Annotated in this window: 2 protein-coding genes; both read left to right on the top strand. The window is 73.6% G+C overall.

What is annotated here, in order from left to right; translation table 11 throughout:
• Nucleotides 1-26 precede the first annotated feature (26 nt).
• Nucleotides 27-15,389, top strand: coding sequence for an SDR family NAD(P)-dependent oxidoreductase (locus OHS58_RS21485; RefSeq protein WP_442875567.1), 15,363 nt, complete (start codon nucleotides 27-29; stop codon nucleotides 15,387-15,389).
• 16 nt (nucleotides 15,390-15,405) lie between these two features.
• Nucleotides 15,406-25,704: an SDR family NAD(P)-dependent oxidoreductase gene (locus OHS58_RS21480; protein ID WP_328649840.1), complete on the top strand. Its 10,299-nt coding sequence runs from the start codon at nucleotides 15,406-15,408 to the stop codon at nucleotides 25,702-25,704.
• The last annotated feature ends 173 nt before the right edge of the window (nucleotides 25,705-25,877 follow it).

The raw sequence follows: 25,877 nt of genomic DNA, 5'->3' as shown, positions 1-25,877 counted from the left end.
CTGACATGGCGACCGAAGAAAAACTGGTGACCTACCTCAAGAAGGTCACCGCAGATCTGCACGAGACCCGGCAGCGCCTGGCCGCGGCCGAGTCGACCGACACCGAGCCGATCGCGATCGTCGCGATGAGCTGCCGCTACGCCGGCGGCGTCGACACGCCCGAGGCGCTGTGGCAGGTCGCGGTCGACGAGACCGACGCGATCACATCGTTCCCCGGCGACCGCGGCTGGGACCTCGACGCGATCTACGACGAGGACCCCGACCACCAGGGCACGAGCTACGTCCGAGAAGGCGGTTTCCTGGACCGGGCCACCGAGTTCGATTCGGCGTTCTTCGGCATCAGCCCGCGAGAGGCGCTGGCGATGGACCCGCAGCAGCGGCTGCTGCTGGAGACGTCGTGGGAGGTCCTCGAGCGCGCCGGGATCGACCCGGAGTCGTTGCGCGGCAGCAAGACCGGCGTGTTCGCGGGCACCAACATGCAGGACTACGCGACGCTCCTGCTGCTGGCGCGCGACGGCATGGAAGGCCACCTCGGCACCGGCAACGCGGCCAGCGTCGTCTCCGGCCGGATCGCCTACACCCTCGGCTTGGAGGGCCCGGCGGTCACGGTGGACACCGCCTGCTCGTCCGGTCTCGTGTCGCTGCACCTGGCCGTGCAAGCCCTGCGCAACGGCGAGTGCGGCCTGGCGATGGCGAGCGGCGTCGCGGTGATGTCGACGCCGGGCGCGTTCGTGGAGTTCTCGCGCCAGCGCGGGCTGGCCGTCGACGGTCGCTGCAAGGCGTTCGCCGAGGCCGCCGACGGCACCAACTGGGGTGAAGGCGTCGGCGTCCTGCTGCTGGAAAGGCTGTCCGACGCGCAGCGCAACGGCCATCCGGTGCTCGCGGTCGTCCGCGGTTCGGCGGTCAACTCCGACGGCGCGTCCAACGGCCTGACCGCCCCCAACGGTCCCGCGCAGCAGCGGGTGATCCGGCAGGCCGTCACCGCCGCCGGGCTTGCACTGTCCGATGTGGATGCCGTCGAGGCGCACGGCACCGGCACCGCGCTGGGCGACCCGATCGAGGCGCAGGCGCTGCTGGCCACCTACGGCCGGAACCGGCCCGCGGGCCGGCCGCTGTGGCTCGGCTCGCTCAAGGCGAACATCGGGCACACGCAGTCCGCGTCGGGCATCGCCGGCGTGATCAAGATGGTCCTCGCGATGCGGCACGGCCTGCTGCCGAAGACGCTGCACGTCGACGCGCCGTCGTCCAAAGTGGACTGGACGGCGGGCGAGGTCGAGCTGCTCACCGAGGCCCGGCCGTGGCCGGAGACCGGTGCGCCGCGCCGGGCGGCGGTTTCGTCGTTCGGGATGAGCGGGACGAACGCGCACGTCGTGCTGGAGCAGGCGCCGGTGGTCTCGCCGTCGGCCGCGCGGCCTGCGGAGGAGCCTCGGCTGCGGCCGTGGGTGCTCTCCGCGCGCAGTGGCGCGGCCCTACGCGAACTCGCCGCGTCGCTGCGCGGGCAGCTGGCCACCGACGTCCGACTCGACGACCTCGGCCACTCGCTGGCCGTCACCCGGACCGCCCACGAGCACCGGGCGGTGCTGATCGAGGCGGACCGCGCCGGCTTCGCCGACGCGCTGTTCGCGCTGGCGTCGGACACCGAGCGACCCGGCCAGGTCCGCGGCACGGTGGCCGACGGCAAGCTCGCGTTCCTGTTCACCGGCCAGGGCAGTCAGCGTGTCGGCGCGGGTGCCGAGCTGTACCGGACCCAGCCGGTGTACGCGGCCGCGTTCGACGAGGTCTGCGCCGCGCTGGACGTCCACCTCGACCGTCCGCTGGCGACCGTCCTGGACGACGCCGAGCAGCTCGGCCGGACCGCGTACACCCAGCCCGCGCTGTTCGCCATCGAGGTCGCGCTCTACCGCTTGGTCACCCACCTCGGGTTGCGGCCGCGATTCCTGCTCGGCCACTCGGTCGGTGAGCTGGCCGCCGCGCACGTGGCCGGGGTGCTCTCCCTGGCCGACGCCGCCGAGCTGGTCGCCGCGCGTGGCCGGCTCATGCAGGCACTGCCGTCCGGTGGCGCGATGGTGGCTTTACAGGCGACCGAAGCAGAGGTCTCGGTATATCTGTCTGACCGTGTGACCGTCGCTGCGGTGAACGGCCCGGAGTCGACGGTCATCTCGGGCGACGAGTCCGAGGTGCTGGCCGTGGCGGCGCACTTCGCAGATCGCAAGACGAAGCGGCTGACGGTGAGCCATGCGTTCCACTCGCCGTTGATGGATCCGATGTTGGCGGAGTTCCGGGGTATAGCTGAGTCTCTGTCTTACGGTAAGACGGTTATACCGATTGTCTCGAACGTCACCGGTGAGCTGGTCACGGAGTTCGACGCGGACTACTGGGTGCGCCACGTGCGTGAGGCCGTCCGGTTCGCCGACGGCATCCGCACCCTGCGTGCGAACGAAGTCGACACCTTCCTCGAGCTGGGCCCCGACGCCGTGCTGTCGGCGATGGGCGCCGACTGTGCCGATGACGCCTCCTTCAGCTCGGTGCTGCGCGCGGACCGGCCGGAGGAGCGCACCCTGCTGACCGCGCTCGCCGAGGTCCACGTGCGTGGCCCGGTGCCGGACTGGGCGGCGCTGCTGCCCGATGGTCGCCGTGTCGAGCTGCCCACCTACCCCTTCCAGCGGTCCGTGTACTGGCCCGAACTCGCCACCTCCGGCCCCGGCGACCTCACCTCGGCCGGGCTGAGCGCCGTCGAGCACCCGCTGCTCGGCGCCGCCGTCGCGCTGGCGGACGGTGACGGGTTCCTCTTCACCGGCCGGCTTTCGCTGCGTTCGCACCCGTGGCTGGCCGAGCACCGGGTGTCCGGGCCGGCCGTGCTTCCCGGCACCGCGTTCGTCGAGCTGGCCGTCCGCGCCGGTGACCAGGCCGGCTGCGACCACCTCGAAGAGCTGACCCTGCAGGCCCCGCTGGTGCTGCCGGAGACCGGCGGTGTCGCCGTCCAGCTGGCCCTCGGCGCGCCGGACCACGACGGGCGCCGCAGCCTGACCGTCCACTCGCGACTCGACGACGAGCCCTGGACCCTCCACGCCTCCGGCATTCTGGCTACCGCGAGTGCGTCCACTGAGGACGGACTAGCCGAGTGGCCCCCGGCCGACGCCGAGCAGGTCGACCTGACCGGCTTCTACGACCGGACCGTCGAACGCGGCTTCGGCTACGGCCCGGTCTTCCGTGGCTTAAAGACGGCTTGGCGCCGCGGCGACGACGTGTTCGCCGAGGTCGCGCTGCCCGCCGGCACGGACGCCGCGCCGTTCGGGCTGCACCCGGCGTTGCTCGACAGCGCCCTGCACGCCGTCGGGCTCGGCCGCTTCCTCACCGAGACCGGCGGCGGCAGCCTGCCCTTCGCGTGGACCGACGTCCGGCTGCACGCCACCGGTGCGTCCGCACTGCGGGTCCGGCTGAGCCGGGCCGGGACCGACGCCGTCGCACTCACCCTGGCCGACGCCGAAGGCCGCCCGGTCGCCTCGATCGGGTCCCTGGTGCTGCGGCCGGTGTCGGCCGCGCAGATCGCGGCCGCGCGGACCCGGGGCCACGACAGCCTGTTCCGCGTCGACTGGACCGCCGTCCCGGCCACCCCGGCGCGGCACGAGTACGTCCTCGTCGGCCCGGACGAGCTGGGCCTCGGCGGCGCCGCCGAGCTGGGCGACGACGTGCCGGAAGTGGTCGTCGTCGGGTTCGCCGGAGACGACGCGGCGGAGCGGGCACTGGCCGTGCTCCAGGAGTTCCTGACCGACCCGCGGTGTGAAGAGTCCGCGCTGGTCGTGGCCACGCGGGGCGCGGTACCGGTAGGCGAGGCGGGCGTGGCAGACCTGGCAGCCGCGCCGGTCTGGGGCCTGGTGCGGTCCGCGCAGTCGGAGAACCCCGGCCGGTTCTTCCTGGTCGACCTGGACGCGGCCGCGGGCATCGGCGACCTGGTCGCGGCGGCCGCCACCGGCGAGCCGCAGACCGCCGTCCGCGACGGCGGTGTGCTCGCCCCTCGCCTGGCGCGGGTCGCCCGGGCGGACGAAACGCCGTCCGAGCTGGACCCGGACGGCACGGTCCTGATCACCGGCGGCACCGGTGCGCTGGGCAAGCTGTTCGCCCGGCACCTCGCCGAGCGTCACGGCGTCCGGCACCTGCTGCTGGTCAGCCGCCGCGGCGCCGACGCCGACGGCGCCGCCGAGCTGGCCGCCGAACTGGGGGACCGGGTCACTTTCGCCGCCTGCGACGTCGCGGACCGCGACGCCCTCGCCGCGGTGCTGGCCGCCGTCCCGGCCGCGCACCCGCTGACCGCGGTCGTGCACACCGCCGGCGTGCTCGACGACGGCGTCATCTCCGCGCTCACCCCGGAGCGGCTCGCGACCGTGGCCCGCCCGAAGGCTGCCGCCGCGCTGAACCTGCACGAGCTGACCGTGGACGCCGACCTGCGCGCGTTCGTCCTGTTCTCGTCCGCGTCCGGCATCACCGGCAGTGCGGGCCAGGCCAACTACGCGGCCGCCAACACCTTCCTCGACGCCCTCGCCGCGCACCGCCGCGCCCAGGGCCTCGCCGCGACGTCGCTGGCCTGGGGCCTGTGGGCCGCGGGCGGCAGCATGGCCGCGTCGCTGGACGACGCCGACCGCGCCCGGATGAACCGCGCCGGCGTGCTAGCGCTTTCTGCCGAGCAGGGCACCGAACTGTTCGACACGGCTCTGTCCACATCGGACTCCGTGCTCGTGCCGATGCGGATCGATCCCGCCGCGCTGCGGGCCGAGGCGTCCACCGGCGCGCTCGCGCCGATCATGCGTGGGCTGGCCGGGGTGCCCGTCCGCCGCGTGGTGGACACCGCCGTGGCCGCCTCGACGCTGGGCTCGCGGATCGCCGAGCTGTCCCCGGCCGACCGCGACACCGCGCTGCTGGACCTGGTCCGGACGCAGGTGGCGCTGGCCCTCGGGCACGCCGACGCGGGCGAGATCGAGCCGGGCCGGGCGTTCAAGGACCTCGGGTTCGACTCCCTCACCGCGGTCGACCTGCGCAACCGCATCGCCGCCGCGACCGGCCTACGGCTGCCCGCGACGCTGGTGTTCGACCACCCGAACCCGGCCAAGGTCGCCGGGTACCTCGGCGGCGAACTGACCGGCGGCCCGAGCCGCGCGCGCGTCGCCGTGACGACGTCCGGCAGCGACGAGCCGATCGCGATCGTCGCGATGAGCTGCCGCTACCCCGGCGGCATCGCCGGCCCGGAAGACCTGTGGCGGCTGGTGCTCGACGGCGGCGACGGTATCTCGCCGTTCCCCACCGACCGCGGCTGGAACCTCGACGCGCTGCACGACGTCGACCCGGATTCCGCGGGCACGTCCTACGTCCGGGAAGGCGGTTTCCTGCACGACGCGGGTGAGTTCGACCCGGCCTTCTTCGGGATCAGCCCCCGTGAGGCCCTGGCGATGGACCCACAGCAGCGGTTGCTACTCGAGACGTCGTGGGAGGCGTTCGAGCGTGCCGGGATCCCGGCGGAGTCCGTGCGCGGCACGCGGACCGGCGTGTTCGCCGGCGTGATGTACCACGACTACGCATCGCGGCTGCACACGATCCCGCCCGGCGTCGAGGGCTACCTCGGCACCGGCGGGTCGAGCAGCATCGCGTCCGGCCGCGTCGCCTACACCTTCGGCCTCGAAGGCCCGGCGATCACTGTGGACACTGCGTGCTCGTCGTCGCTGGTCGCGCTGCACTGGGCGGCCAAGGCGCTGCGCTCGGGCGAGTGCGAACTGGCGCTGGCCGGCGGGGTCACCGTGATGTCGACGCCGGGGGCGTTCGTCGAGTTCAGCAAGCAGCGCGGGCTGTCGTTCGACGGCCGGTGCAAGTCGTTCGCCGCCGCGGCGGACGGCACCGGCTGGTCCGAGGGCGCGGGCATGCTGCTGCTGGAGAAGCTGTCCGACGCGCGCCGCAACGGGCACCCCGTGCTCGCCGTGGTCCGCGGCTCGGCGCTGAACTCCGACGGCGCGTCCAACGGCCTCACCGCGCCGAGCGGACCCGCGCAGCAGACCGTGATCCGGCAGGCGCTGGCCGAAGCGCGGCTCGCACCGTCCGATGTGGACGTCGTCGAGGCGCACGGCACGGGCACCACGCTGGGCGACCCGATCGAGGCGCAGGCCCTGCTGGCCACCTACGGTGCCGAGCGTACCGGCGAGCCGCTGTGGCTCGGGTCGTTCAAGTCGAACGTCGGCCACACGCAGGCCGCGGCGGGCGTCGGCGGGATCATCAAGGTCGTCATGGCGATGCGCCACGGCGTTCTGCCGCGCACGCTGCACGTCGACGAGCCGACCCCGCACGTGGACTGGGCGTCCGGCGCGGTGGAACTGCTCACCGAGCAGCGGCCGTGGCCCGAGACGGGACGGCCGCGGCGCGCGGCGGTGTCGTCGTTCGGCGTCAGCGGGACCAACGCGCACACGATCATCGAGCAGTACCCGGAGCCTTCTCCGGTTGTCACGCCGGCGTCGATGCCGGTGGTGCCGTGGGTGCTCTCGGCTAAGACGTCGGAGGCACTGCGCGGGCAGGCCGCGACCCTTTTGGACTTCCTCGCCGGCCAGGACCCGGCCGACATCGGGTTCTCGCTGGCGACCGGGCGGGTTCGCTTCGCGCACCGCGCCGTCGTGACCGGCTCGGATGTCGCCGAGCTGCGCGCCGGGCTGGAAGCGGTCGCGCGCGGTGAGTCCAGTGCCGTGGCCGGCGGTGGGCTGGGGTACCTGTTCACCGGCCAGGGCAGCCAGCGGGCCGGGATGGGCCGGGAGCTGTACGCGGCGTACCCGGTGTTCGCGACGGCGTTCGACGAGATCGCCGCCGGGCTGGACCTCGACGGGGACGTCGACCAGACCCAGTACACCCAGGCGGCGCTGTTCGCGCTGGAAGTGTCGCTGTTCCGGCTCTACGAGTCGTGGGGCCTGCGGCCGGACGTGCTGGTCGGCCACTCGATCGGCGAACTGGCCGCGGCGCACGTCTCGGGTGTCCTGTCGCTGCCGGACGCGGTGAAGCTGGTGTCGGCGCGGGGCCGTCTGATGCAGGCGCTGCCGTCGGGTGGCGCGATGGTGGCTCTGGACGCGACCGAGGACGAGGTCTCGGTATATCTGTCAGACAGTGTGACCGTTGCGGCGTTGAATGGCCCGTCTTCGACGGTCATCTCGGGTGACGAGGACGCGGTACTGGCCGTGGCGGCGCACTTCGCCGACCTGGGCCGCAAGACGAAGAGGCTGGTCGTGAGCCACGCCTTCCACTCACCGCTGATGGACCCGATGCTCGAGGAGTTCCGCGGTATAGCGGAGTCTCTGTCATACGGTAAGACGGTTATACCGATTGTCTCGAACGTCACCGGCGAGCCGATCACGGAGTTCGACGCTGACTACTGGGTGCGGCACGTGCGTGAGGCCGTGCGGTTCCTCGACGGCGTCCGCGCGGCGGCGGCCCGGGGCGTCACGACGTTCGTCGAGCTGGGTCCGGACGGCGTGTTGTCGGCGCTGGGCCAGGAGATCGTTCCCGACGCGACGTTCGTCCCGACACTGCGCAAGGGACGTCCGGAAGCGCACACCGCGGTGGCGGCGCTCGGCGTGGCGCACACGACCGGCGCCCCGGTGGACTGGGCCGCGCTGTTCGACGGTGCCCGTCGTGTCGACCTGCCCACCTACGCCTTCGAGCGCAGCTGGTTCTGGCTGCACGCCCCGGTCAGCGCGGCCGACGTCGCCGCCGCGGGTCTGGTCGCGACGGGGCATCCGCTGCTCGGCGCGGCCGTCGAACTGGCCGAGGTGGACAGTGTGCTGTTCACCGGCCGGCTGTCCGTGGCCGCCCAGCCGTGGCTGGCCGAGCACCAGGTGCACGGCGCGATCGTGCTGCCGGGCACCGCGCTGGTCGAGCTCGCCCTGCGGGCCGGCGCCGACCTCGGGTGCGCTCGGATCGAAGAACTGACCCTCCAGCAGCCGATCGTCCTGCCCGCCGAGGGCGAGGTCACGGTGCAGCTGACCCTCGGCGCCGCCCTCGGCGACCGCCGGTCGCTGGCGGTGCACTCGCGGGTCGGTGGCGAACCGTGGGTTCGCAACGCGAGCGGCGCCCTGGTGCCGGAGACCGTGGCGCGAGTGTCCGATGTGGAGTGGCCGCCCGCTGGGGCCGAACCGGTCGACGTTGCCGGGCTCTACGACGCGCTTTACGCCACCGGTCTCGGTTATGGCCCGGTGTTCCAGGGCCTGCGGGCCGCCTGGCGCCGTGGCGGCGAGGTGTTCGCCGAGGTCGCGCTCGACGCCGACGTCGAGTCGTCGCGGTTCGGGGCGCACCCGGCCCTGCTCGACGCGGCCCTGCACGGCATCGGTCTCGGCGTCCTCGACGCCGATGGTGCCCGGCTGCCGTTCTCGTGGGCGGGAGTCTCGCTGCACGCCACCGGTGCGTCCGCGCTGCGGGTGCGGCTGGCCGCAGCGGGCACCGACGCCGTCTCGATCGAGGCGACCGATCCCGCCGGCCAGCCGGTGCTGAGCGTGGACTCCCTGGTCCTGCGCCCGATCCAGGCCGCGCAGCTCGCCGGGGACCACCTGCCGCTGTACAAAGTGGACTGGGCTGCGGTCGCCGCCGGTGCCGAGCCGGACCCGGCGACCTACTCCGTGGTGACCGAGCTCGCCGAGCTGACCGAGGTGCCCTCGGCCGTCGTGGTCGAGGTGTCCGAAGTGGACCGAACCCTGGCGCTGGCTCAGGCGTGGCTTTCCGACGAACGCTTCGCGGAGTCCGCGCTGGTCGTGGTCACGCGCGGCGCGGTTGCCGCCGGGCCGGACGACCGGATCACCGACCTCCGCGCGGCCGCGTCGATCGGCCTCATCCGCACCGCCCAGACCGAGAACCCGGGCCGGTTCACGCTGGTCGACGCCGGTGACGCCGACGTCACCCGGATCCTCACGGCCGCCGGGAGCGGCGAGCCGCAGACGGCGATCCGCGACGGAAGGGTGCTCGCGCCGCGCTTGGCCGTGGAGACCACGGGTACGCCGGTGACGTTCCGGCCCGACGGGACCGTCCTGATCACCGGCGGCACCGGCGCGCTCGGTTCGCTGTGTGCCCGGCACCTGGTGACCACGCACGGTGTGCGAAACCTGCTGCTGGTCAGTCGCCGCGGCACCGACACCGGACTGGGTGCCGAGCTGCGGGAGCTGGGCGCCGAGGTGACGTTCGCGGCCTGCGACGTCGCCGACCGCGACGCCCTCGAAGCACTGCTGGCCGAACACCCGGTGACCGCCGTCGTGCACACCGCCGGTGTCCTCGACGACGGCGTCCTCGGCTCGCTGACCCCCGAGCGGCTCGCCGCGGTGCTCCGCCCGAAGGCGGACGCGGCGCTCAACCTGCACGAGCTGACCGAAGACCTCGACGCGTTTGTCCTGTTCTCCTCGGCCGCCGGCGTCTTCGGCGGCGCGGGCCAGGCGGCCTACGCCGCGGCCAACAGCCACCTCGACGCCCTCGCCGCCCACCGCCGTGAGCTGGGCGAACCCGCCACGTCGCTGGCCTGGGGCCTGTGGGCCGAGACCGGCGGCATGGGCGGCACTCTCGACGAAGCCGACCTGCGCCGGATGGAGTCGTCCGGGGTCGCCGCGCTGTCCACTCAGGACGGTCTCCGGCTCTTCGACGCCGGGTTGGCCGCCGACCAGGCCCAGCTCGTGCCCGTCCGGCTGGTGCTCGACGTGCTCCGGGCGCAGGCCGCAGCGAGCGGGACGGTGCAGCCGCTGCTGCGCGGCCTCGTGCGTGCCCCGGCCCGCCGCGCCGCCGCGGCCGCCGAGCCCGGTTCCCTCGCGGCGCGGCTGGCCACGGCCGAGGACCGCGACGCGCTGGTGCTCGACGTCGTCCGCGCGGAGGTCGCCGGCGTGCTCGGCCACGCCACGCCGGACGCGATCGGCGCGCGCACCGCGTTCACCGAGCTGGGCTTCGACTCGCTGACCGCGATCGAGCTGCGCAACCGGCTCAACGCGGCCACCGGGCTGCGGCTGCCCGCGACGCTCGTCTTCGACTACCCGACCCCGGAGGTCCTGGCCGGCTTCCTCGCCGCCGAGCTGCTCGGCACGCAGGAGCGTCAGACGGTCGTGGCCGCGGCGTCCCATGTGGACGAACCGATCGCGATCGTCGCGATGGCCTGCCGCTACCCCGGCGGCGTGCGGACGCCGGAGGAGCTGTGGCGCCTGGTCGAGACCGGCGGCGACGCCGTCTCGGAGTTTCCCGCCAATCGCGGCTGGGACCTCGCCTCGCTCTACGCCGAGGACCGTGGCCAGGCCGGCACGAGCTACACCCGGCACGGCGGGTTCCTGCACGACGCCGACCAGTTCGACCCGGCGTTCTTCGGGATCAGCCCGCGCGAGGCCCTGACCATGGACCCGCAGCAGCGGTTGCTGCTGGAGACGTCGTGGGAGGCGTTCGAGCGGGCGGGCATCGATCCGCACGCGGTCCGCGGCAGCCGCACCGGCGTGTTCGCCGGCGTGATGTACAACGACTATTCCGCGCTGCTGCACACCGTTCCGGCCGGCGCCGAGGGCTACCTGGGCACCGGGACGTCCGGCAGTGTCGCGTCCGGCCGGGTCGCCTACACCTTCGGCCTCGAAGGCCCGGCGGTCACCGTGGACACGGCCTGTTCGTCGTCGCTGGTGGCGCTGCACCTCGCGGCGCAGGCGCTGCGGCAGGGCGAGTGCGAACTGGCACTGGCCGGCGGGGTCGCGGTGATGTCGACCCCAGCCGCGTTCATCGACTTCAGTCGCCAGCAGGGCCTGGCCGAAGACGGCCGCTGCAAGGCGTTCGCCGCGGCGGCGGATGGCACCGGCTGGTCCGAAGGCACCGGAATGCTCTTACTGGAAAGGCTTTCCGACGCACGGCGCAACGGGCACCCGGTGCTCGCGATCGTCCGCGGTACGGCCGTGAACTCCGACGGCGCGTCCAACGGCCTGACCGCGCCGAACGGCCCGTCGCAGCAGCGGGTGATCCGCCAGGCGCTGGCCAACGCGCGGCTCGAACCGTCCGATGTGGACGCCGTCGAGGGCCACGGCACGGGCACGGTCCTCGGCGACCCGATCGAAGCGCAGGCACTGCTCGCGACCTACGGCGCCGAGCGCACCGGCGAGCCGCTGTGGCTGGGCTCGCTGAAGTCCAACATCGGGCACAGCCAGTCGGCGGCCGGGGTGGGCGGCGTGATCAAGATGGTCCAGGCCATTCGCCACGGTGTGCTGCCGAAGACGCTGCACGTCGACGAGCCGTCGCCGCACATCGACTGGTCGGCAGGCGCGGTCGAGCTGCTCACCGAGCAGCGGGCGTGGCCGGAGACCGGGCGCCCGCGCCGGGCGGCGGTGTCGTCGTTCGGGTTCAGCGGCACCAACGCGCACACGATCATCGAGCAGGTCCCGGCCGCGGCGGAGCCGCCGGTCACGGGCGCCGCCGGGCCGCACCCGTGGGTGCTCTCGGCCCGCGAGCCGCAGGCCCTGCGGGACCAGGCGCAGCGGCTGCGCGCCCACCTCGACGCCCACCCGGGGCTCGGCCTGGCCGAGATCGGCCGGGCGCTGACGGACACGCGGGCGTCGTTCGACCACCGCGCGGCCGTCGTCGCGGCCGACCGGGACGGCTTCCGCGCCGGGCTGGGCGTGCTGGCCCGCGGCGAGCACGCACCGTCCGTTGTGGAGGGTGAGGTGACGACCGGCGGGCTGGCCGTGCTTTTCACCGGGCAGGGCAGCCAGCGGGCCGGGATGGGCCGCGAGCTGTACGACACGTACCCGGTGTTCGCAGCCGCGCTGGACGCCGTGTGCGCGGAGTTCGACGGTCCACTGCGGACGGTCGTCTTCGAGGACGCGGCCGCTCTCGACCGCACGGAGTACACGCAGCCCGCGCTGTTCGCGCTGGAAGTCGCGCTGTACCGGTTGTTCGAGGACTGGGGGATGCGGCCGGGACATCTGCTCGGGCACTCGGTCGGCGAGATCGCCGCCGCTCACGTGGCGGGGGTGCTGTCGCTGGCGGACGCGGTGACGCTGGTCGCGGCCCGCGGCCGGCTCATGCAGGCGCTGCCGTCGGGTGGCGCGATGGTCGCGATCCAAGCGACCGAGGACGAAGTTTCGGTATATCTGTCAGACCGTGTGACCATCGCCGCGCTGAACGGCCCGGCATCCACGGTCATCTCGGGCGATGAGGACGCCGTGCTGGCGGTGGTCGAGAAGTTCGCGGACCGCAAGACCAAGCGGCTGGTCGTGAGCCACGCCTTCCATTCGCCGCTGATGGCCCCGATGCTCGAAGAGTTCCGCGGTATAGCTGAGTCTCTGTCTTACAGTAAGACGGTTATCCCGATCGTCTCGAACGTCACCGGCGAGCTGGTGACCGAGTTCGACGCGGAGTACTGGGTTACTCACGTCCGCGCGGCCGTCCGGTTCACCGACGGAGTGCGCGAGCTGGCCGCCCAGGGTGTCACGACGTTCCTCGAGCTGGGACCGGACGCCGTCCTGACGGCGCTGGCCCAGGAAAGCGCCACCGGCACCTTCGTGAGCGCGCTGCGCTCGGGTCGGCCCGAGCCGCTCACCGCGGTCACCGCGCTGGGCACCCTTCAGGTACGCGGGCACGTCACCCGGCCGTTCGGCCCGGCATCGACCCGGCCGATCCCGCTGCCGACGTACGCCTTCCAGCGCCAGAGTTTCTGGCCGTCGGCGGGCGCACCGCGTCCGGGCGACGCGAGCGCGTTCGGCCTCGCCCCGGGCGGCCACCCGCTGCTCGGCGCGACCGTCGCGCTGGCCGGGGGCGAAGGACTCGTCGCGACCGGCGTGCTGTCGACGCGGACCCACCCGTGGCTCGCCGACCATGCCGTCCAGGGCGTGATCCTGCTGCCGGGCACCGCCTTCGTCGAACTCGCGCTGCGAGCCGGCGATCAGGCGGGCTGCCCGCGGGTCGAGGAGCTGACCCTGGAGACGCCGCTGGTCCTGCCCGAACAGGGCGGCGTCGCGGTGCAGGTCGGCGTCGGTGCGCCGGACGCGTCCGGCCGCCGTCCGGTGACCGTCCACTCGCGACCGGAGAACACCGAGGACCCCTGGACGCGGCACGCAGCCGGGACGCTCACCCCCGAGCCGGGACTGGCCGCCGCGGACCTCGAGTCCTGGCCGCCGGAGGCCGAGCAGGTGCCCCTGGACGGCTGGTACGGGGCCCTGGCCGGTGCCGGATTCGAGTACGGCCCGGCGTTCCAGGGCCTCCAGGCCGCCTGGCGGCGCGACGGCGAGGTCTTCGCCGAAGTCGAACTCGCCGAGGAGACCATCGGGTTCGGGCTGCACCCCGCCCTGCTCGACGCCGCGCTCCACGCGGTCGGGCTCGGCACGCTGGTCGACGACACCGGCACCGGCCGCCTGCCGTTCTCCTTCACCGGGGTCGGGCTGCACGCCACCGGGGCGTCACGGCTGCGCGTCCGGCTGAGCGGCGCGGGCAAAGATGCGGTCAAGCTGGACATCGCGGACGCCACCGGCGCGCCGGTCGCCACGATCGACGCCCTGGTGCTCCGCCCGGCCGGGCGGCTGGCCCCGGCCCGCTCGGGGTCGCTGTTCCAGCTGGGCTGGTCCGGCGTCCCGCTGGCGGCGCAGCAGCCCGGCACCTGGGCGATTGCCGGCGACGACCCCGCGTTGGCGGATGCCCTGCGAGCGAGTGGCGCCGAAGTCCGCGAATACGAGGACTTCCTCTCCGCAACCGACGACGACGCCGCGGCGCCGGACGTCCTGGTGCTGCCGTGCGAGGCGGGCCCGGCCGACGCCGGTGCGGTGCGGCTGGCCGTCTTCCGTGCACTGGCCCAGGCCCAGGCCGCCCTGGCTGACGATCGTCTGCTGGACACGAAGATCGTGTTCCGGACCCGGTACGCGGCCGGTCCGGACGTGGACGACCTCGCGAACGCCGCGGTCTGGGGCCTGCTGCGCTCGGCGCAGTCGGAGTACCCGGACCGCCTGGTGCTGGTGGACGCCGACGACCAGGACGCGTCGCTACGCGCTCTGCCCGCGGCGCTGGCCACCGGCGAGCCGCAGCTGATGCTCCGCCGGGGCGTGGCGAGCGCGCCGCGACTGGCACGTGCCGAGACCGCGAACGAGGGGCTCGCGTCCCTCGACCCGGCCGGAACGGTGCTGGTCACCGGGGCCACCGGCGCGCTGGGCGGGCTGTTCGCCCGGCACTTGGTCACGGCGTACGGCGTGCGGAACCTGCTGCTGGTCAGCCGCCGCGGCACCGACACCGGGCTCGGCGACGAGCTGCGCGAGCTGGGCGCCGCGGTGACGTTCGCGGCCTGCGACGTCGCCGACCGCGACGCCGTGGCGGCCCTGCTGGCCGAGCATCCGGTGTCCGCGGTCGTGCACACCGCCGGTGTCCTCGACGACTGCACGTTCGCCGGGCTCGACCCCGACCGCCTCGACGTCGTGCTGCGGCCGAAGGTCGACGCCGCGCTGAACCTGCACGAGCTGGCCGGGGACGTCGAGGCGTTCGTCCTGTTCTCCTCGGCGGCGGGCACGATGGGCAACGCCGGCCAAGCGAACTACGCGGCGGCAAACGCTTTCCTGGACGCGCTGGCCGCGTACCGGCGAGCCCAGGGCTTGCCGGCGACGTCGCTGGCCTGGGGCCTGTGGGCGACCGAGGGCGGCGGCATGGGCGCCGACGCCGACGTCAAGCGGATGTCCCGCGGCGGTGTGGCCGCGCTGACCGAAGACGAAGGACTGGCGCTGTTCGACGCCGCGCTGGCGTCCGGGGAACCCGCGTTCGTGCCGATGCGGCTCGACACCGGGCTGGTCCAGGCCCGCGCGGCGACGCACGGGGTCCCCGCGGTCCTGCGCGGTCTGGTCCGGACGCCGGCCCGCCGCGTGGCGGCGGAGGCGGATCCGGCGGCCGCGGTGCTCGCCGCACTGTCCGGAGTGGACGGTGTGGACCGGGTCGCGCTGCTGCTGGACCTCGTACGTTCGCAGGCCGCCGCGGTGCTCGGGCACAGCGGAGCGGAGGCGATCGTCCCGGCCCGCGGGTTCCTCGAGCAGGGGTTCGACTCGCTGACCGCGCTGGAACTGCGCAACCGGATCGGTACCGCGACCGGCCTGCGGCTGCCCGCGACGCTGCTGTTCGACCACCCGAGCCCGGACGTCCTCGCCGCGCACCTCGCCGGTGAGCTGGGGGCCGTCGACACGGCGGGCCCGGCGCCGGTGCTCGCCGAGCTGGGCCGCCTGGAGACCGCGCTCGGGGACGCGCTGACCGGGCTGGGCGACGACGCCCGCGCCGGGCTCGCCGTCCGGCTGCAGGCATTGCTCGGCCGATGCGCACCCGCGTCCACTGTGGACGAATCGGTCTCGCGGCTCGGTTCGGCCAGCGACGACGAGATCTTCGACTTCATCGACAACCAACTCGGCATCTGAACGGGACGCAGCCATGGTGAACGAAGAGAAACTCCGCGATTACCTCAAGCGGGTGACCGCCGACCTGGCCCAGACCCGGCAGCGACTGCAGGAGGTCGAGGCCGAGCCGATCGCGATCGTCGCGATGAGCTGCCGCTACCCGGGCGGGATCACGAGCCCGGAAGACCTGTGGCAGCTCGTCGAGTCCGGTGTGGACGGTGTGACGCCGTTCCCGCGCGACCGCGGCTGGGACGTCGAGAAGCTGTACCACCCGGACCCCGACCACGCCGGCACGTCTTATTCGGCCGAGGGCGGGTTCCTGCACGACGCGGCCGAGTTCGACCCGGCGTTTTTCGGGATCAGCCCGCGTGAGGCGCTCGCCATGGATCCGCAGCAACGGCTGCTGCTGGAGACGTCGTGGGAGGCCTTCGAGCGGGCCGGGATCGACCCGGTTTCGTTGCGCGGCAGCCGGACCGGCGTGTTCGCCGGCGTGATGTACCACGACTACGCGTCGCGGTTGCCGATGGTGCCCGAAGGAGTCGAGGGTTACCTCGGCACCGGTAGCTCCGGCAGTGTCGCCTCGGGCCGGGTGTCGTTCACCTTCGGGCTGGAGGGCCCGGCAGTCACCGTCGACACCGCGTGTTCGTCCTCTTTGGTCGCGATGCACTGGGCCTGCCAGGCGCTGCGCCGCCAGGAGTGCACGATGGCGCTGGCCGGCGGCGTGACGGTGATGTCCACCCCGGCCGCGTTCATCGACTTCAGCCGTCAGCGCGGGCTCGCCGCCGACGGCCGCTGCAAGGCGTTCTCCGCCGACGCGGACGGCACCGGCTGGGCCGAAGGCGCTGGGATGCTGTTGCTGGAAAGGCTCTCCGACGCGCGTCGCAACGGGCACCCGGTGCTCGCGGTGATCCGGGGAAGCGCGGTCAACTCCGACGGCGCCAGCAGCGGCCTGACCGCGCCCAACGGCCCGTCGCAGCAGCGCGTGATCCGCCAGGCGCTGGCCGATGCGCGACTGTCCACAGCGGACGTCGACGCCGTCGAAGCGCACGGTACCGGCACCACGCTCGGCGACCCGATCGAAGCCCAGGCGCTGCTCGCGACCTACGGCGCCGAGCGCGCCGGCGAGCCGCTGTGGCTGGGCTCGTTCAAGTCCAACATCGGACACGCGCAGGCCGCCGCCGGCGTGGGTGGCGTGATCAAGATGGTCCAGGCCATCCGCCACGGTGTCCTGCCTCAGACGCTGCACGTCGGCGAGCCGTCGCCGCACATCGACTGGTCGGCGGGCGCAGTGGAGCTGCTCACCGAGCGGCGTGAGTGGCCGTCGGTGGACCGGCCGCGCCGCGCCGGTGTGTCGTCGTTCGGGTTCAGCGGTACCAACGCGCACACCATCATCGAGCAGGCGCCGGCGGAAGATTTCGCCGCACTGTCGCGAGTGGACGTTCCGGCGGTGCCGCGGGTCGTCTCGGCGCGCTCGCCGGAGGCGCTGGCCGCGCAGGTCGAGGCGATCCGCGAGCTGACGGCCGACCCCGCCGACGTCGCCCACGCGCTGGCGACCGGGCGGGCCGCGCACGAGCACCGCGCGGTACTGGTCGGCGACACCACCGTCACGGGCGTGGCCGGGGAAGGGAAACTGGCCTTCCTGTTCACCGGGCAGGGCAGTCAGCGGATCGGCATGGGGCGCGAGCTGTATGCCGCCTATCCGGAGTTCGCGGCCGCGTTCGACGCCGTCTGCGAGCGTCTGGAGCTGGACCGCGACGTCGTGTTCGGTGACGACGCCGACCGGCTGAACCAGACGCGGTACACGCAGGCCGCGCTGTTCGCCGTCGAGGTGGCGCTGTTCCGGCTCGTCGAGCACTGGGGCCTGCGGCCGGACCTGGTGATCGGGCATTCGATCGGTGAGATCGCCGCCGCGCACGTCGCCGGGGTGTTGTCGCTCGACGACGCGGCCAAGCTTGTCACGGCGCGCGGCCGGCTGATGCAGGCGCTGCCCGAGGGCGGTGCGATGCTGGCCGTCCAGGCGTCCGAGGCCGAGGTCGTCCCGCACCTGACGGACCGGGTGGCGATCGCCGCCGTGAACGGTCCGATGTCGACGGTGCTCTCGGGTGACGAGGACGCGGTGCTCGCCGTCGCCGCGCACTTCACCGAGCGCAAGACCAAGCGGCTCACCGTGAGCCACGCGTTCCACTCGCCGCTGATGGACCCGATGCTGGCGGAGTTCCGGGCGGTCGCGGAGTCCCTCACCTACAGCGAACCGCGAATCCCCGTGGTGTCCTCGGTGGATCTGGGTACGCAGCTGGCCGACCCCGGGTACTGGGTGCGGAACGTCCGCGAGACCGTCCGGTTCGCCGACGCCGTGACCGCCGCGCACGAGGCCGGCGCCCGCACGTTCGTCGAACTGGGCCCCGACGGCGTTCTCTCCGCGCTCACCTCTCAGACCGTTGAAGGCGTCCAGGCGCTGCCCGTGTTGCGCGCCGGCCGTCCCGAGCCCGAGACCGCCGTGGCCGCGCTCGGCCTGGCCTGGGCGACCGGCGCGCGCGTCGACTGGACGCGGCTGCTGCCCGGCGACCACGCGCGGGTCGATCTGCCCACCTACCGGTTCCAGAAGGAGCACTTCTGGCTGTACCCGGCGCGGACCTTCACCGGCTCGGCCACCGGGTTCGGCCTCGGCCCGGCCGACCACCCGCTGCTCGGCGCCGCGGTGGGCGTCGCCGGTGCCGACGGTGGCCTGCTGCTCACCGGCCGGCTCGCGCTGGACAGCCACCCGTGGCTGGCCGACCACGCCGTCGGCGGCACCGTGCTGCTGCCCGGGACCGCGTTCGTCGAGCTCGCGGTGCGGGCCGGCGACCAGGTCGGCGCGCGGAGCGTCGACGAGCTGACCCTGCACGCGCCGCTGGTGCTGCCCGAGCGCGACGCCGTCCACCTGCAGGTGTGGGTCGGTGCCGCGGACGAGCAGGGCCGGTACCCGCTGACCGTCCATTCGCGACTCGAAAGCGCGCTCGCCGACGAGCCGTGGACGCGGCACGCCGAAGGCACCTTGACCGCGTCGGAGATCCCGGCCGAGCCGCTGGGGGACTGGCCCCCGGCCGGCGACCCGATCGACCTGTCCGGCCACTACGCCGCGCTCGCCGAGGCCGGCTTCGGCTACGGGCCGTCGTTCCAGGGCCTGCGCGCGGCTTGGCGCCGCGGCGAGGACGTCTACGCCGAGGTCGCGCTGCCCGACGAGCGTGCGGCCGCCGGGTTCGCGCTGCACCCCGCGCTGCTCGACGCCGCGCTGCACGCCATCGGGCTCGGCGCGTTCGTCGAGCCGGGCCAGGCGCACCTGCCGTTCGCGTGGTCCGGTGTAGCGCTGCACGCCACCGGTGCCACTGAGCTGCGGGTTCGTCTTAAGTCCACTGTGGACGGGGTCGCGCTGACCGTCGCCGACGGCACCGGCGCACCCGTCGCGACCGTGTCGTCCTTGGCCCTGCGCCCGCTGGCGGGCGTCGAGCGCGGCACCGACGCGCTGTTCGGCGTCGACTGGGTGCCGGTGCCCGCCGAGACGGCCGTCGACGGCCGCTGGGTGCTGCTCGGCCCGGACGCTGGTCTGGACATCGAGCGGTACGACGACTTCCTCGAGTTGGACGAAGACCTGGAGTCGGCGCCGGACGTCCTGGTGCTGAACCTCACCGGCGACGTCCACGAGCGCGGGCATCTCGCCCTGGCGCTGCTGCAGACCCTGCTCACCGACGTCCGCTTCGCCGAGACGTCGCTGGTCGTGCTCACCCGCGGCGCCGCCGTGCTGCCCGGCGAGGACGTCACCGACCTCGCCGGTGCGGCCGCTGGGGGCCTCGTGCGGTCGGCGCAGGCTGAGCACCCGGGCCGCATAGCGCTCGTCGACACCGACGGCTCGGTCGCGCTGTCCACCGCCGTTTCCGCTGGTGAGCCGTATGTCGCGGTCCGCGGCGGCCGAGTGCTCGCGCCGCGGCTGACTCGGGTGAGCGCGTCCGGCGGCACCTTCGCCGGGCTCCGTCCTCATGGGACTGTGCTGGTCACCGGCGCCACTGGCGCGCTTGGCAGCGCGGTTGCCCGGCACTTGGTCGCGGCGCACGGCGTCCGGCGGCTGCTGCTGATTAGCCGTCGTGGGCCAGATGCGCCCGGCGCGTCCGAGCTGGTGGCGGAGCTGCGTGAGCTGGGCGCCGAGGTGACCGTGGCCGCGTGCGACGTCGCCGACCGTGCTGCGCTGGCCGCGTTGCTGGCCGAGCACCCGGTGACCGCCGTCGTGCACGCCGCCGGGATCCTCGACGACGGAGTGCTGTCCACGCTGACGGCCGATCGCCTGGACGCCGTCCTGCGTCCGAAGGCCGACGCGGCGCTCAACCTGCACGAGCTGACCGAAGACCTCGACGCGTTCGTGCTGTTCTCCTCCGCCGCCGGGGTTTTCGGCAATGCCGGCCAGGGCAACTACGCCGCTGCAAACGCTTTCCTCGATGCCCTCGCGGCCCACCGGCGCGCCCAGGGCCTGGCCGCGACGTCGCTGGCCTGGGGCCTGTGGGACGACGGCATGATCGACGGCGCCGACGTCGGCCGGCTGGGCCGCGGCGGGGTCGCCGCACTGTCCACGGAGGACGGACTGGCACTGCTCGACGCGGACGCCGGGCGGGCCCTGGTCGTGCCGATCCGGCTGGACCTGGCCGGCATCCAGGCCGGCGGGGACGTTCCGCCGCTGCTGCGCGGGCTGATCCGCACGGCCGCGCGACGGACCGCGGCGGCCGGGCCGACCGGCTCGCCGCTGGCGCGCAAGCTCGCCGCCACGCCCGAAGCCGACCGCGAGGCCCTGGTGCTGGCGACGCTGCGCACGCAGATCGCCGCGGTGCTCGGGCACGCGGCCGTCGAGGACGTCGACGTCACCCGCACCTTCGGTGACCTCGGGTTCGACTCGCTGACCGCCGTCGAACTGCGCAACCGGCTCGGCGCGGCCACCGGGCTGCGGCTGCCCGCGACGCTGATCTTCGACTACCCGACCCCGGCCGCGCTGGCCGGGCAGCTCCGGACCGACCTGCTCGGCGAGGTCGCCGAAGCCGAGGCGGTCACCGCGAAGACCGGCGTCGACGAGCCGATCGCGATCGTCGCGGCCGCCTGCCGTTACCCCGGCGGCGTGCGCAGCCCCGAGGACCTGTGGGACCTGGTGCGGGACGGCCGGGACGCGATCTCGGCGTTCCCGGACGACCGCGGCTGGGACGTCTCCGGGCTCTTCGGCGGCGACCCGGATCGCGAGGGCAGCAGCCACGCCTCCGAGGGCGGGTTCGTCTACGACGCGGGCGAGTTCGACCCGGCGTTCTTCGGCATTTCGCCGCGTGAGGCGATCGCGATGGACCCGCAGCAGCGGTTGCTGCTGGAGACGTCGTGGGAGGCCGTCGAGCGGGCCGGGATCGACCCGACTTCCCTGCGCGGCAGCAAAACCGGCGTGTTCGCCGGCGTGATGTACCACGACTACCTGTCGCGGCTGCCCGCGATTCCGCCGGGCGTCGAGGGCTACCTGGGCACCGGCGGGTCGGGCAGCGTCGCCTCCGGCCGAGTGTCCTATGTGCTCGGTCTGGAAGGCCCCGCGGTCACGGTCGACACGGCGTGTTCGTCCTCTTTGGTCGCGGTGCACCTGGCCGCGCAGGCCCTGCGCTCCGGCGAGTGCACGATGGCGCTGGCCGGTGGTGTGACGGTGATGGCGACGCCGGGCGCGTTCGTCGAGTTCAGCCGGCAGCGCGGGCTCGCGTCCGACGGTCGCTGCAAGGCTTTCTCGGCCGACGCGGACGGCACGGGCTGGGCCGAGGGCGCCGGCGTGCTGCTGCTGGAGCGGCTGTCGGACGCGCGGCGCAACGGTCACGAGGTGCTCGCGGTGGTCCGGGGGAGTGCGATCAACCAGGACGGTGCGTCCAACGGCTTGACCGCGCCGAACGGACCGTCGCAGCAACGCGTGATCCGTCAGGCCCTTGCCGACGCCGGTCTGTCCACTTCGGACGTCGACGTCGTCGAGGCGCACGGCACCGGGACGTCGCTGGGTGACCCGATCGAGGCGCAGGCGCTGCTGGCCACCTACGGCGCCGAGCGCGCCGGTGAGCCGCTGCTGCTGGGCTCGGTCAAGTCGAACCTGGGGCACACGCAGGCCGCGGCCGGCGTGGCCGGGATCATCAAGGTGGTCGAGGCGATGCGCCGTGGCGTGGTGCCGCGGACGCTGCACGTCGGCGAGCCGACCCCGCACGTCGACTGGTCGGCCGGCGCGGTCTCGCTGCTGACCGAGCAGCGGGCCTGGCCGTCGGTGGACCGGCCGCGGCGGGCGGCGGTGTCGTCGTTCGGGTTCAGCGGGACCAACGCGCACACGATCATCGAGCAGGCGCCTGTTGAGCCTTCACGCGTCGTGCCGGGAGTGGACCGTGCGGTGCCGGTGGTCGTCTCCGGCCGCACCGACGCGGCGCTGCGCTCGCAGGCGCGACGGCTGCGTGACCACCTGGCGGGTACGGACTTCCGTGTGGCCGATGTCGCGTTCTCGCAGGCTACGACCCGGACTCTGCACGAGCGTCGCGTGGTGCTTACCGCCGAGGAGCCCGGTGCGCTGCTGGATGCCTTGGGTGCGGTGGAGACCGGCGCCACCGCTGGTGGCTTGGCGTTCTTGTTCACCGGCCAGGGCAGCCAGCGTTCGGGCATGGGGCGTGAGTTGTACGACGCGTTCCCGGTGTTCGCTTCTGCTCTGGACACGGTGTGTTCTGAGTTCACCTTGGACACTCCACTGAAGACGGTTCTCTTCGACGAGAACGCGCTGTTGGACCGGACCGACTACACCCAGGCCGCGTTGTTCGCGGTCGAGGTGGCGCTGTTCCGGCTGTTCGAGAGCTGGGGCGTCAAGCCGGGGTACCTGGCTGGGCACTCGATCGGCGAGATCGTCGCCGCCCACGTCGGCGGGGTGTTGTCCCTGGCCGACGCGGTGACGCTGGTCGCCGCGCGGGGCCGGTTGATGCAGGCGCTGCCGTCCGGTGGGGCGATGGTGGCCCTGCAGGCGACCGAGTACGAGGTTTCGGTATATCTGTCAGACCGTGTGACCGTTGCGGCGTTGAACGGCCCGGACTCGACGGTCATCTCCGGTGACGAGGCCGAGGTGCTGGCGATCGTTGGGCACTTCGCTGACCGCAAGACGAAGCGGCTGACGGTGAGCCACGCGTTCCACTCGCCGTTGATGGATCCGATGCTGGAGGAGTTCCGCGGTATAGCTGAGTCTCTGTCTTACGGTAAGACGGTTATACCGATTGTCTCGAACGTCACCGGTGAGCTGATCACCGAGTTCGACGCCGACTACTGGGTGCGGCACGTTCGGGAGGCCGTGCGGTTCGTTGATGGCGTGCGGACGTTGGAGGCGGCTGGGGTCACGACGTTCGTGGAGCTGGGGCCGGACGGCGTGTTGTCCGCGATGGCCCAGGACACCGTGGTCGCGACGGCGGTCCCGGCGCTGCGCAAGGGCCGCCCGGAGGTCGCCTCGGCGGTCACCGCACTCGGCGCCGCGATCGCGGCGGGCGCCACCGCGGACTGGACGACGGTGTTCGCCGGGACCGGGGCGCGGCGGGTTGCCCTGCCGACTTACGCCTTCCAGCGTGAATGGTTCTGGCTGCACCCGCCGGCGATGGTCGGTGATGTCGCGTCGGCGGGGCTTGGTGCCGCTGGGCATCCGCTGCTTGGTGCGAGTGTTGACCTGGCCGGCGACGACTCCGTCGTGTTCACCGGGTTGCTGTCGCGGCGGACGCACCCGTGGCTGGCCGACCACGCCGTCGGGGGCATCGTGCTGCTGCCCGGCACCGCGTTCGTCGAACTCGCGCTGCGGGCCGGTGACCAGGTCGGCTGTGACCGCGTCGAGGAACTGACGCTTGCCGCGCCGTTGGTTCTGCCCGAGCAGGGTTCCGTCCAGCTGCAGCTTTCCGTCGGGGCCCCCGGCGAGTCCGGGGTCCGGGAACTCGCGCTGCACTCGCGCACCGGGGACGGTGAGCCGTGGACCGTGCATGCCACCGGTGCCCTTGCGAGCGGTGCGGTCGTCCCGGAGATGCTTACCGAGTGGCCGCCGGCCACAGCCGAATCCGTGACGGTGGAGGGGATTTACGACGACCTCGCGCTGGCGGGATTTGACTACGGGCCGGCGTTCCAAGGGCTGCGGGCGATCTGGCGGGACGGCGAGGACGTCTACGCCGAGGTCGCGCTGTCCGATGATGCCGACGCAACGGCGTTCGGCCTGCACCCGGCGCTGCTCGACGCCGCGCTGCACGCGATGTCGCGGGGGAGCACGAAGACCGGGGGAGACGGTGGGCCGCGGCTGCCGTTCTCCTGGTCCGGCGTCTCCCTGTACGCCATCGGGGCGACCGCGCTGCGGGTCCGGCTGCGTCCGGCCGGTGCGGACGCGATCGCGCTCGACGTCACCGATCACGCCGGTACGCCGGTCGCCCGCGTCGAGTCGCTGGTGGTTCGGCCGCTTGCGCTGCCGGCTGGGGGCAGCGTCGAGTCGTTGTTCCGGATGGGCTGGCAGCCCGTTACCCCGGTTGCCCACGGCGTCCGGCAGCTCGCCCTGCTCACCGCTGATCCGGCCGCGGCCGAGGCGATCGGGGCTGTAGCCCATGCGGACTTCGCTGCGCTCACCGACGTCCTCGACGACGGCGGACCGGCGCCGGACACGTTGGTCGTGCCGGTCGTCGGCGGGCTTACCGCCGCGGCCGCGCACGAGACCACCGGGTTCGCATTGGCACTGGTCCAGGCGGTGCTTGCGGACGAGCGGTTCGCCGCGACTCAGCTGGTGCTGCTCACTCGCGGTGCGATCGCCGCGGCCGAGGGTGACACCGTGCCGGACCCCGCCGCCGCTGCGGTCTGGGGTCTCATCCGCACCGCGCAGTCCGAGGAGCCCGGCCGGTTCCGGCTGGCCGACCTCGACGACGACGTCGAGTCCTCGAAGGCGCTGGCCGGGGCGTTGGCCACCGATGAGCCGCAGCTGGTCGTGCGTGCCGGGGACGTCTTCGCGCCGCGGCTGGCGCGGGTGTCGCGGCCGGAGGACGCGCTGCGGTTCCGGCCGGGCGGGCGGGTGCTGCTCACCGGTGCGACCGGCGCGCTCGGCCGGGTGCTCGCGCGGCACCTCGTCACCGCGCACGACGTCCGTGACCTGCTGTTGCTCAGCCGTCGTGGTGCGGACGCCGAGCTGGCGGCGGACCTCTCGGGACTGGGCGCGGAGGTGCAGATGGTCGCCTGCGACGTCGCCGATCGCGACGCCTTGGCCGCGGTGCTGGCCGAGCACCCGGTGACCGCCGTCGTGCACGCGGCCGGTGTGCTCGACGACGGTGTCCTGTCGGCGCTCACGCCCGAGCGGGTCGGCGCCGTGCTGCGGCCGAAGGTCGACGCCGCGGTCAACCTGCACGAGCTGACCGGTGACCTCGACGCGTTCGTCCTGTTCTCCTCCGCGGCCGGCGTGTTCGGCAACGCGGGGCAGGGGAACTACGCCGCCGCAAACGCTTTCCTCGACGCGCTGGCCGCACACCGGCACGCCCGGGGGCTGCCGGCGACATCGCTCGCCTGGGGTCTGTGGGACGACGGGATGGCCGGGAGCGCCGACGTCCGGCGCCTGCACCGGGGCGGCGTTGTCGCACTGTCCACGGAGGAGGGTCTGGCGCTGTTCGACACGGCGGTCGCGACCGGTGAGCCGGCGCTCGTGCCGGTGCGGCTCGACCTCGCCGCGGCTCGCGCGCAGGGTGAGGTGCCCGCGTTGCTGCGGGGTCTCGTCCGGGTTCCCGCGCGGCGCGGCGCGGACGTCTCGGCGGGGGCCGGGGCGGCGCTGGCCGCGAGGTTGTCGACCGCGTCGCCCGAGGACCGGGAGCGGATCCTGCTGGACCTGGTCCGCGGGCAGGTCGCCGCGGTGCTCGGGCACGCCGACGCCGACCTGGTCGAGCCGGCGCGGGCGTTCAAGGAGCTGGGGTTCGACTCACTGACGGCGGTGGAGCTGCGCAACCGGCTGGCCGTGGTCACCGGGCTGCGGATGCCCGCGACGCTGGTGTTCGACCACCCGACCCCGCTGGACTTGGCGGCGCGGCTCGCGGCCGACCTGGCCCCGGACGGCACCGCCGCGGTCACCGCGCTCCTGGCCGAGCTGGACCGGCTCGGTGCCGCGCTGACGCAGGTCGTGCCGGACGAGTCCGGCCGAGCCCGGATCGCCGGCCGGCTCCGCGGGTTGGCCTCGGCCTGGGCGGAGCCGGAACCGGAAGAGGAGCAGTCGGTCGCCGAAGACCTGGAAGTGGCCTCGGACGACGAGATCTTCGACTTCATCGGCAAGGAGTTCGGCATCTCATGACCACTCGACTCACGACCACCGACGGCCGACTCACCAACCGGAGTGGCCAACACGCCGCCCGAAGCGGCCAACTCGCCGCCGGGAGCGGCCAGCTCGCCAACCGGAGTGGCCGACTCCCCGCCCGGAGCGGCCAACTTGCCGCCGGGAGCGGCCAACTTGCTGACCGGAACGAC

The sequence above is a fragment of the Amycolatopsis sp. NBC_00348 genome, assembly GCF_036114655.1.
Taxonomy (GTDB): domain Bacteria; phylum Actinomycetota; class Actinomycetes; order Mycobacteriales; family Pseudonocardiaceae; genus Amycolatopsis.
Note: the sequence above shows the minus strand (reverse complement) of the source record. Positions and strands in the feature narration are given on the sequence as shown.